This window comes from Mycobacterium talmoniae, from assembly GCF_001854525.1.
GTDB lineage: Bacteria > Actinomycetota > Actinomycetes > Mycobacteriales > Mycobacteriaceae > Mycobacterium > Mycobacterium talmoniae.
Genome location: NZ_MLQM01000198.1, coordinates 1 through 9,591 on the forward strand (window position 1 = coordinate 1; position 9,591 = coordinate 9,591).

A 9,591-nucleotide genomic window follows, 5' to 3' on the forward strand; every position below is an offset into this window, starting at 1 on the left:
CGCAGTTGCGGAATTTTTTGCGTAATTCAGGCGCAAATGCGACTTTTGCGCTGGTATGTTGAGGGCGACCGTCCACCGGCACCCCGCTCTGCGTCGCGTTCACAGCTAATCTGCAGGCGGCCTCGTGTAGCTTACTGAGCGTCTGGTGAGCGACGAAGGGAGACGTGTGTTGAGCAGCGAAGATCACGATCCTGTCGGGCAGGCGGGACCCTCGGTCGTCGAGCCGGAATCGGATGAGCTCGGTGAGCTGGAAGCCGTCGAGCTGGAGCTGGAGGGCTACCGCACCGAGATCCACCACGCCCACGACCAGATCGACGTCGAGGCCTACGGCGGCGGATTCGACCTGACCCGGCGGGCCACCGCGCCCAAGCTGCGGGTCGGCAAGGACAAATGGTTCAACCTGCTGTGGCTGCTGCCGATCGGTTTTGTCGGGCTGATCGTGGCGGTGGCGATCGGCAAGGGCCTGTACAACAATCCGTCCGTCCACGCGTTCGTCGAGCGCTACCCCGGCTCCGACGCCACCAACGTGCCGCCCGGTCTGCCGGCCTGGGCCGGCTGGACCCACTTTTTCAACCTGTTCCTGATGATGTTCATCATCCGCTCGGGCATCCAGATCCTCTGCGACCATCCCCGGCTGTACTTCAGCCGCAATTCCACCCCCGGCAAGGACGAATGGCTGCGGGTGGGTCCGCCGGTGCCCGAAGGGTATTGGACCGCCAACGACGACACCGTCGCGCTGCCGCCGCAGCTGGGGCTGCCCGGTTTCCGGCACTCCATCGGCCTGGCCCGCTGGTGGCACCTGGGCGCCGACGTGTTGTGGCTGCTCAACGGCGCCGTCTTCTATGTGCTGCTGTTCGCCACCGGCCAGTGGCGGCACGTGGTGCCGACCAGCTGGGACGTGTTCCCCAACGCCGCGTCGACGGCCATCCAGTACCTGTCGCTGCACTGGCCGGATGACAACGGCTGGTACGCCTACAACGGGCTGCAGATCATCGCCTACTTCACCACCGTGTTCATCGCCGCGCCGGCGGCGCTGATCACCGCGCTGGGCATGTCGCCGGCGCTGTCGATGCGCTTCACCGTGATCAGCAAGCGGTTGAACCTGCAGCACGCCCGCTCCCTGCACTTTTTGGTGCTGGTGTATTTCCTCTTCTTCATCCTGGTGCACGTCACGCTGGTGTTCGCCACCGACGCGTTGCGCAACCTCAACCACATGTTCGCCTCCCGCGACGACGACAGCTGGCTCGGGTTGGGTGTCTTCGCCGCGGCCATGGTGGTGGTGGCGATCGCCTGGGTGTGGGCCACCCCGTTCACGATTAAGCACCCCCGGGTGGTGCAGCGGGTCGGCTACGCGTTGATCGGGCCTTTCCAGCGGATGCTGGAGGCCGCCAACCCCAAGCCGGGCGCGTTCACCGAGAAGGACATCTCGCCGTATTTCTGGCACAACGGCCGGTTGCCGGAGACGGTGGAGTACAAGCAGTTGGAGAAGGACGACTTCAAGGACTGGCGGCTGAAGGTCTACGGCCTGGTCGAGAACCCCACCGACTTCTCCCTCGACGACCTCAAGGCGCTGCCCTACCACGAGCAGATCACCCAGCACATGTGCATCCAGGCCTGGTCGGGTGTCGCCAAGTGGGGCGGGGTGTCCATGCAGTCGATCATGGATGTGGTCAAGCCGCTGCCCCAGGCCAAATGGGTGGCGTTCTACTCGATGGGTTTCGGTGCCACCGGCGGGATCTACTACAACGTGCACCCCATCAAGCAGATGAGCCACCACCTGACCATGCTGGCCTACAGCATGAACGACGAGCCGCTCAGTTACGGTCACGGCAAACCGCTGCGGCTGCGCAACGAACTGCAGCACGGCTTCAAACAGGTCAAGTGGCTCAAGGGGATCGAGTTCCTGGAGAGCTACGAGGAGCTAGGCAGCGGGTACGGCGGCTACAGCGAAGACCACAAGTACTTCGGGCGCCACCAAACCATCTGACAAGGGCCCGGCGGAGCTCGCCGGGCGCGGTGCAGACGCCGACTAGGCCGTACCGGCTGGGATTAGTCGCCGGTCGGCGCTGCGGCTTTGGCGGCGCGGATGATGGCGCCGTGCATACCGTCGGCAACTTGGTGGGTGAACGTAACCGAGGCGTCGGCGAATCCGGCTTGCGCGAGACCGTCGAGGTATTCCGTTGTGGAGAGCGCCCCGGCGATGCAGCCGACGTGGGAGCCGCGTTCGGCGCGCTCGGCGGCGCTGAGGTGGTCTTCGGCGACGACGTCGGAGATCCCGATCCGCCCGCCGGGGACCAGGACCCGGAACATCTCGGCCAGTACGGCGGGCTTGTCGACCGATAGGTCGATCACGCAGTTGGAGATCACCACGTCGACGGTGGCGTCCGCCAGTGGGATGTCTTCGATGGTGCCCTTGCGGAACTCCACGTTGGTAACCCCGGCCTTGGCCTTGTTGGCTTCGGCAAGGGCGAGCATCTCGTCGGTCATGTCGACGCCGTAGGCGAATCCGTCCGGACCGACACGGCGCGCCGAGAGCAGCACGTCGATCCCGCCCCCGGAGCCCAAGTCAAGTACACGTTCACCCGGGTGGAGCTCAGCCACCGCGGTCGGGTTGCCGCAACCTAAGCTCGCTGCAAGGGCTTCCGCGGGCAGCTCGGAGTGCTCGCCAGCGCCGTAGAGCCCCGCGCCGAAGACGGTGCCGACGTCCACCGAATCGCTAGACCCACAACAACTCGCCGCGGCGAGCACATCGCTATTGGTGACGCCACTGCTGATCGCGGTGGCGGCATCTGCGTAGCGGGCGCGCACCTCATCACGCAATTCGGCAGCTGAGTTATCCGTCATCCCCGGTTCCTTCCATCGACAGCCGTCTATGGGACCGTAGCGTGCACGACGCATCGATGGTTGTCAATGCGTGTGTGGCATACTCGGAATCGTGCCCGTCGCCCCGGCGTCCTCAACGCGACCTCATAGCGCCCAGCAGGTCGCCGATCTTGAAGCGTGCTGTCGTCCGATCACCGACGTGGTGCTGGATGCGGCGGCCGCCGAACGGTTGGCTGGGGTGCTCAAGGCGTTGGGCGAGCCGACCCGGCTGCGCCTGGTGTCGCTGGTCGCCGGCTATCAGGATGGCGAGGCGTGCGTGTGCGAGCTGACCGCACCGGTGGGGCTCTCCCAGCCGACGGTGTCACACCATCTCAAAATCCTGGTCGAGGCCGGTCTGCTGGAACGATCCCAGCGTGGCAAGTGGGCCTACTACCGGTTGGTGCCCGCGACGCTGGACGCGTTAGCCGGGGTGTTCGCCCGCGCCGGCGGCCACTGAGCTGGGGAGCATTTCCTACCGACCCACCTCACCACCGGGATCGCTGACCGTCGCCGGCCCCGGCCGTTTTTTCCCTCGCCGGTTCGGGTAGTCCCTCGTTTGTGCGCATCTGCCCGGGCGGGCAGCTGGCTGATTGCAGAGGAGACGCTCATGGGCGACACCGCGAACGACCCCGTCGATCACTACCGCACCACCCGTCCGCGCGCCGGCGAGGCGATGAAGGACACCGTGCGGATGCCGGGGTTGATCCTGATCGGGGTGGGTATCGCGGCCGTCATGGTGTGCCTGGGCACGTTCGCCGCCGGCCAGGCCGGCTGGGGCGTGGCGGCGGCCATCGTCGCGCTGCTGGCGATCGGAGCCGGGCTGGCCTGGATCGGCGCCGAACGCCGTCGGGTGCGGGCCGCCGAAGCGCCGCCGCCCGGTGGCGGTGAGCCCGGCCGTTAAATGCCGGTCCAGGCGGCGTCGAGTTGCTCGGCCACGTCGATGGTCTGCGCCGCCTGCGATGCGGGGCTGTCGATCTCGTCGGCGACGTAGGCGGCGATGAACCGCCGGATCTCACCGTCGACGCCGGCGATGATCCGCAAAATCTCGCCGCGGATGGACGTCGAGGACACCTGGACGGTGATATCGGCCGGGCGCGGCTTGGCCACATCGACGATCAACAGCAACGGTTCGGCGGCCCGCGCGGAGGCCCGCAGCGCGATATCGCCGGCGACGGTGAACCGCTGCTTGTCCAGCCGCAGATCGACCAGCAGCTCGATGCTCAGCGGAATGTGAATCGTGAAGGTGATCGTGGCCCCGAGGTTTCGGGTGACCCGCGGCTCCCGGATCTTGACGTCGGCGCTGACCTTGGCGAATTTGCCGGGGCCCTGCGCGATCGGGGGCATGCTGAACTCGTCCCCGGCGATCGAGGCGAACGCGGCGGCGACCCGCTCCTCGGTCACCGCGATCTCGAAGAACCGGCGCCCGAACTCTTCGTAGGTCAGGTAGTCATGGGACTGCATGACACCAACCGTCTCATGTCCGGCCCGCAAACCAGCGCTGATCCCCCGCCGCGTCGCCTACAGCCGGCCCTCGACCCGCAGCTCCGGATGCACCCAGTCCGGTGACCGGCGTTCCTTGAACGCCGCAAAGCCTTCGACGGCCTCCGCCGCGCCCAGGCTGGAGGTCATCCCGATCCGGTCGAACAGCCCCAGGTACGCGTCCAGGCTGGACTTGATGACCGCCCGCGCCCCGGGTGCCGTACGGCAACACTGCGCCAAGATATCCCGGGCGGTGCCGAGCAGCTCCTCGTGGGCGACCACCCGGGTGACCATCCCCCACTCCAACGCTTCCTGCGCGCTGAGCACCCGGCCGGTGAACATCAGATCACGGGTCCGGACCGGCCCGATCAGCCGCGCCAGCATCTGGCTGTAGTAGGTGTCGGCGATGCCGCGGAACAGTTCCGGCACCCGGAACGTGGCCCGGTCACTGACCACGGAAACGTCGCTGCACAACGCGATTTGCAGTCCGCCGCCCTGGCACAGCCCGTTGACCGCCGACACCACCGGTTTGGCCGAGCTGCGCAGCGCGTCGAACGGAGTGATGTCCATGCCCAGCGCGGACCCGAAGGTGATCCAGTTGTCGGCGCCGCCGCCGCCCATGTCGCCGCCCGGGGCGAACACGTCGCCGGTGCCGGTGATGAGCAGCCCGGCCAGGTCGGGGTCCGCGTTGACCCGGCCCACCGCGTAGCGGATCCCGAAGTACATCGCGGGGCTCATCGCGTTGCGGGCCTCGGGGCGGTCCAGGGTGCACACCGCGATCGCCCCCTCCCGCCGAAACGACAGGTACGGCGTGCCCAGCCAGTCGCCGTCGGGGGGCCGGGGGCTGTCCTCGGATGCCGAACTCACCATGCACGCGGACGCTACAGTAAGGGCTTCAGTATGGTCAACGGACATGGGCTGCACCACGACCAGTGAGGACCGACAATGACACCATCCCAAGACTGGGAGGACACGCTCACCGACCTCGACTCTCGCCGGGCGCACACCCGGGCGATGGGCGGCCCGGAGCGACTCGCCAAACACCGCGGCAAGGGCAAGCTGGACGCCCGGGCCCGCATCGAGCACCTGCTCGACGCCGGCAGCTTCCGGGAATTGGGCACCCTGGTCGGCGGGGAGATCGCCGCCGACGGCATCGTGGTCGGTTCCGGGCTGCTCAACGGCGCGCCGGTGATGGTGGGCGCCGAGGACTTCACCACGCTGGCGGGCAGCATCGGGCCGGGCGGCAACGCTAAGCGGTACCGCATCGCCGAACTGGCGCTGCGCGACAAGGTTCCGTTGGTGATGCTGCTCGAGGGCGCCGGGTTTCGGCCCACCGGCGGGCATTACGGGCGCACCCCGACCGACCTGCTGGCCCAGGCCCGGTGTTCGGGTCGGGTGCCGACGGTGGCCGCGGTGCTCGGCCCGTCGGCCGGCCACGGCGCCCTGGTGGCGCCGGTGTGCGACTTTCGGATCATGAGCCCCCAGGGCGCGATCTTCACCGCCGGCCCGCCGGTGGTCAAAGAGTCCACCGGCGAGGAGATTTCGAAGGAAAACCTCGGCGGGCCCGACGTCGCGGTGCCCAGCGGGGTGATCCACAACCTGGCCGCCGACGACGCCGCCGTGCTCGACGACATCCGCCGCTACCTGTCCTACTTTCCGCCCAGCGCCTGGTCGTATCCGGCGGCGCTGCCGCCCGATGCGGACAGCGCGCCGCGGCCCACCCCCGAGCTGCTCGACATCGTGTCCCGGGATAACCGCCGCATCTACGACATGCGCGCGGTGCTCGACGTGGTCTTCGACCGGCCGGACTGGTTCGAGGTGCAACCCCGGTTCGGGCCGGCGATCATCTGCGCGCTGGCGCATTTGGGGGGGCACCCGGTGGCGGTGGTCGCCAATCAGCCTCAGGTGCTGGCCGGCTCCATCGACGCCGACGCCGCCGACAAGGCCGCGCATTTCATCACCGTCGCCGACTCGTTCCATCTGCCGATCGTGTTTTTGGCCGACAACCCGGGCATGCTGCCCGGGTCCGCCTCCGAGCGCAGCGGGGTGCTGCGCGCCGGCGCCCGGATGTTCGCCGCCCAGACCGCGGCCACCACGATCAAGCTGCATGTCACGCTGCGCAAGGCCTACGGGTTCGGCTCGATGGTGATGTCGCTGCTCGGGTTCGACTCCCAGGGCGCCACGTTCGCCTACCCGGGCGCGACGATGGGGGCGATGAGCGCGGCGGCGCTCAGCCGCGCCTCCCACGCCGCCGAGGACGTGTCCGCGCGGCTGCGCGACGCCGAGCTGCAGGCGTCGTACCGCTCGGCCGAACATCTGGGTTTCGACGAGCTCATCGACCCGCGCGAGACCCGGGATGCGCTGCTGTCCGCCCTGCAGCGCGGCATCTGTGGCCGCCAGTCCCCCGCGGAGCCGGTCAGCCGCATCGGCATATTGCCGTGAGGTCCCGTCCCGTTCCCCCCGCGAGCGTGCGTGTCCCCGGCCGACACGCCGGGCTGAAACCCGTTTCTGCGCACGCTCGCACCGAACGCTAGCCCGTCAGGAGACCAGCGATGCCCCGAGATATTCGTGAGCTCAGCGGAGATCCGCAGGCCTACGCCGCCGAGCTGCGCCGGCGCTGGGGCGGGCTGCTGAGCTACCGCTACATCGGCCGCAGCTACGCCTCGATGGACCTCGGCCCGGTCGACGACACCGTCACGCTGCGCCGCGATATGCGCAATGCCACCGGCGGGGTTTTGCTGGCCGTGCTGGGCATCGCCGCCCCGGAGGGCGGCGGGATGTCGGATTTGGAGGCCGTCCCCAACCCGGTGATCCACTCCTGTCAGGTTCTCGACCCGGGCCGCGACGTGGCACGCATCGAAATCGTGTCGCAAACCCTGAAACGGGGCCGGCAACTGGGCTATAGCCGTTCGACGATCGTCGACGCCGACAATCCGAGTCGGGTGCTGGCGCTCACCGCCGGACAGGGCATCAGCATCGGTATCCCGCCCGACGGGCTGCAAAAGATGCCGGCCCAGCCACTCGGCATCGTCGACTCCCCCGACCTGCCGCCGCTGTGGCGGGTGTTCGGCGGGCAACGCCGCGCCGACGGGTGTTGGGCGCTGCCCGAACTCGCCGTCGAGGTGGCCTCCCCCGACGCCGCCCTGCACATCGGGCCGCAGTTCGTCATCCTGGAGACGGCCGCGCTGGACGCCGCCGCGGCCGTCGCCGGAACCGATCAGCTGCAGGGTGTCTCGTCGCAGGTGATGTTTTTGGCCCGCGGCAAGACCGGGCCGTTCCGGGCCGAATGCGAACCGATGCCCGGCGCCGACGGCACCGTCGCGGTGCGGGTGCTGCTCTACGACGAGGGCGCCGCCGACAAACCCATCACCGCCGCGTCGTACGTCTTCGCGCCAGGGCGTTCGTGACTGTGCGATTCGATACGCCCCAGCGCCGAAAAGCGTATGAAACCGCACAATCGGCGCAATCTGCCACCGGTTAGCCGCGGTACACCCTGACGATCGGTTCCAGCTCGTCGGGGGTGGCGCCGTGCAGGATCACCGCGTCGGCGCCGTAGTAGAACTCCGCCCGGATGCGGTCCACGCACTGCTGCGCGGAGCCGGTGGCGGCCGGCTCCAGCCACTCGTCGGGAATCAACGTGGCGATGTGTTCGATCTGCTCCGGGGTGGCCTTATGGTCGATGCCGCCCGGAATCGACGTCACCACCGCGTCGGCCCGGAAGCGTTGCAGCACCGCCGGATCCCAGCCGTTGGTCTTCACCAAAAGATCGCCGTAGCCCTGCAGGTAGGTCGCCAATCGGGCCACGGTCTTCTTCAGCCGCAGCGCTTCGGGCAGGTGATCGCCGACGGTGGCGAAACACGACCACACCCGCACACTGGCCGGGTCGCGGCCCGCCCGCTCGGCGGCGTCCTTGACGGTTTTCACGGCGCGCTGCAGGGTTTCCGGGGTGAAGTAGGTGTGCAGGATGACGTCGTCGAACACCCGCCCACCCAGCTCCAAAGTCCGGGGCCCGAACGCCACCAGCGCCAGCCGGATGTCTTCGCGGAAGTCCGGATCCAAAAACAGCACCTGGTAGCGACCGATCGGCCCGTCGTGGTTGAAGATGACCTCGCCGCGCCACAGTCGCCGCATCACCTGGGCGAAGTCTTCCAGCTGCGCGGTGGTGACCGCGGGGATGCCGAACGCGGCGTACATGGCGGCCACCCCGCGGCCCAGACCCAACGTGAACCGGCCGCCGGACAGCCGGTGCATGGTGGTCGCCCACGACCCGGTGATCAACGGGTGGCGGGTGTTGTGATTGGTTGCCGCGGTGGCGATGTGCATCCGATCGGTGACCGCGCAGGCCGCCCCGACCAGCGACGAGGCCTCCTTGACGTTCCAGCGTTCGGAGATGAACGCGGTCCCGAAGCCGAGTTCCTCACCGCGGCGGGCCTCGTCGACCAACGTCGCCGGCCCTTCGCCGCCGGCCCCGGCCAGCAGGTAGTAGCCCAGCTCGTCGAGCACCCGTTGCGTCACTGCCAAACTCCTTGCTTGTAGCCGCGGTTCCAGACCTCGGTAATCCTGCCGCCGATCACCCGGAACGACCACCCTGCGCCACGACCGCGCCCAGGAACCGCTCGGACTCGGCCTGCACCCGCCGGGAGAAGATCTGGCCGACGTGACCGCCGTCGTGCCAATACAACTGGCCGCCCCACCGCTCCTGCAGCGCCACGGCCGGCTCCCGAAACGCCATCCGGTCGTGCCAGGCCGCCACGGTCAGTCGGCGCGCGGGCGGCGGCACCGGATCGGTGTCGAGCAGGTTGACCACCGACATCAGGTTGGTGGCCACCTCGGACCGCAGGGCGTCGCTCATCGGTCCCGCCGCCGGGCCCCACCGCCACAGATGGTGCCCGATCATCGCGTTGAGCCCGGCGATCGGGGTGTACACCGCCACCGCGTCCACCCGCTTTTCCAGCTGCGCCACCACCCCGGCCACCGGGCTGCCCAGCGAGATCCCCGACACCGCAATCGCGGTGGACTGGGGATGCAGCCAGCGCACCACCGCGCGCACCTCCGAGATCGCCCGCATCATGCCCGCGACGTTGCTCAGCGGATCGTGGCCGGGATAGGCCGGCCACGCGCGACGACGGACGCCGTGCCCGGGCTGGACCGGCAGCGCAATGTTGAACCCCAGCTCGCGGTGCAACCGGCCCACCCGGGCGACCAGCAGATCCCCCGCCGCCCCCTGGCCGGCGCCGTGCACCCACACCA

At 68.7% G+C, this 9,591-nt stretch carries 10 protein-coding genes; 5 read left to right on the forward strand and 5 right to left on the reverse strand.

Annotated features, from left to right (window positions below; genetic code table 11):
• Positions 1 to 247: 247 nt before the first annotated feature.
• Positions 248 to 1,987, forward strand: a complete 1,740-nt coding sequence (locus BKN37_RS23660; protein ID WP_071029379.1) for a molybdopterin-dependent oxidoreductase — start codon at positions 248 to 250, stop codon at positions 1,985 to 1,987.
• Between the two features lie 62 nt (positions 1,988 to 2,049).
• Here BKN37_RS23660 and arsM read toward each other — a convergent pair whose 3' ends face one another.
• Positions 2,050 to 2,844, reverse strand: a complete 795-nt coding sequence (gene arsM / locus BKN37_RS23665; RefSeq protein WP_071029372.1) for an arsenite methyltransferase — start codon at positions 2,842 to 2,844, stop codon at positions 2,050 to 2,052.
• A gap of 91 nt (positions 2,845 to 2,935) precedes the next feature.
• Between arsM and BKN37_RS23670 the strand changes: the two genes are divergently transcribed.
• Both BKN37_RS23670 and BKN37_RS23675 read left to right on the forward strand, forming a co-directional pair.
• Positions 2,936 to 3,319 carry an ArsR/SmtB family transcription factor gene (locus tag BKN37_RS23670; RefSeq protein ID WP_083342004.1) on the forward strand — a complete coding sequence of 128 codons (384 nt, stop codon included), beginning with the start codon at positions 2,936 to 2,938 and terminating at the stop codon, positions 3,317 to 3,319.
• Positions 3,320 to 3,469: 150 nt separating this feature from the next.
• A complete protein-coding gene (locus BKN37_RS23675) occupies positions 3,470 to 3,763 on the forward strand; it encodes a hypothetical protein (RefSeq protein WP_071029373.1) in 294 nt (97 codons plus the stop codon).
• Here the strand turns inward: BKN37_RS23675 and BKN37_RS23680 are convergent.
• Together BKN37_RS23680 and BKN37_RS23685 are read right to left on the reverse strand one after the other, a co-directional pair.
• Positions 3,760 to 4,323, reverse strand: a complete 564-nt coding sequence (locus tag BKN37_RS23680) for a hypothetical protein (protein WP_071029374.1) — start codon at positions 4,321 to 4,323, stop codon at positions 3,760 to 3,762. The genes BKN37_RS23675 and BKN37_RS23680 overlap by 4 nt on opposite strands.
• A gap of 57 nt (positions 4,324 to 4,380) precedes the next feature.
• On the reverse strand, positions 4,381 to 5,211 hold the full coding sequence (locus BKN37_RS23685; protein WP_071029375.1) for an enoyl-CoA hydratase/isomerase family protein: 831 nt from the start codon (positions 5,209 to 5,211) through the stop codon (positions 4,381 to 4,383).
• 75 nt (positions 5,212 to 5,286) lie between these two features.
• On the opposite strand from BKN37_RS23685, the gene BKN37_RS23690 reads away from it, so the two are divergent.
• Positions 5,287 to 6,783 (forward strand): acyl-CoA carboxylase subunit beta, encoded by a 1,497-nt coding sequence (locus BKN37_RS23690; RefSeq protein WP_071029376.1) that lies wholly within the window; start codon positions 5,287 to 5,289, stop codon positions 6,781 to 6,783.
• A 110-nt stretch (positions 6,784 to 6,893) separates the two neighbouring features.
• Positions 6,894 to 7,748, forward strand: coding sequence for a hypothetical protein (locus tag BKN37_RS23695; protein WP_071029377.1), 855 nt, complete (start codon positions 6,894 to 6,896; stop codon positions 7,746 to 7,748).
• Positions 7,749 to 7,818: 70 nt separating this feature from the next.
• Here BKN37_RS23695 and BKN37_RS23700 read toward each other — a convergent pair whose 3' ends face one another.
• Both BKN37_RS23700 and BKN37_RS23705 read right to left on the reverse strand, forming a co-directional pair.
• The gene (locus BKN37_RS23700; RefSeq protein ID WP_165618383.1) at positions 7,819 to 8,889 is read right to left on the reverse strand and encodes a TIGR03857 family LLM class F420-dependent oxidoreductase; all 1,071 of its coding nucleotides are present in this window, start codon (positions 8,887 to 8,889) and stop codon (positions 7,819 to 7,821) included.
• Between the two features lie 22 nt (positions 8,890 to 8,911).
• On the reverse strand, positions 8,912 to 9,591 hold a 680-nt coding region (locus tag BKN37_RS23705), incomplete at its 5' end, for an alpha/beta hydrolase family protein (protein ID WP_479724563.1).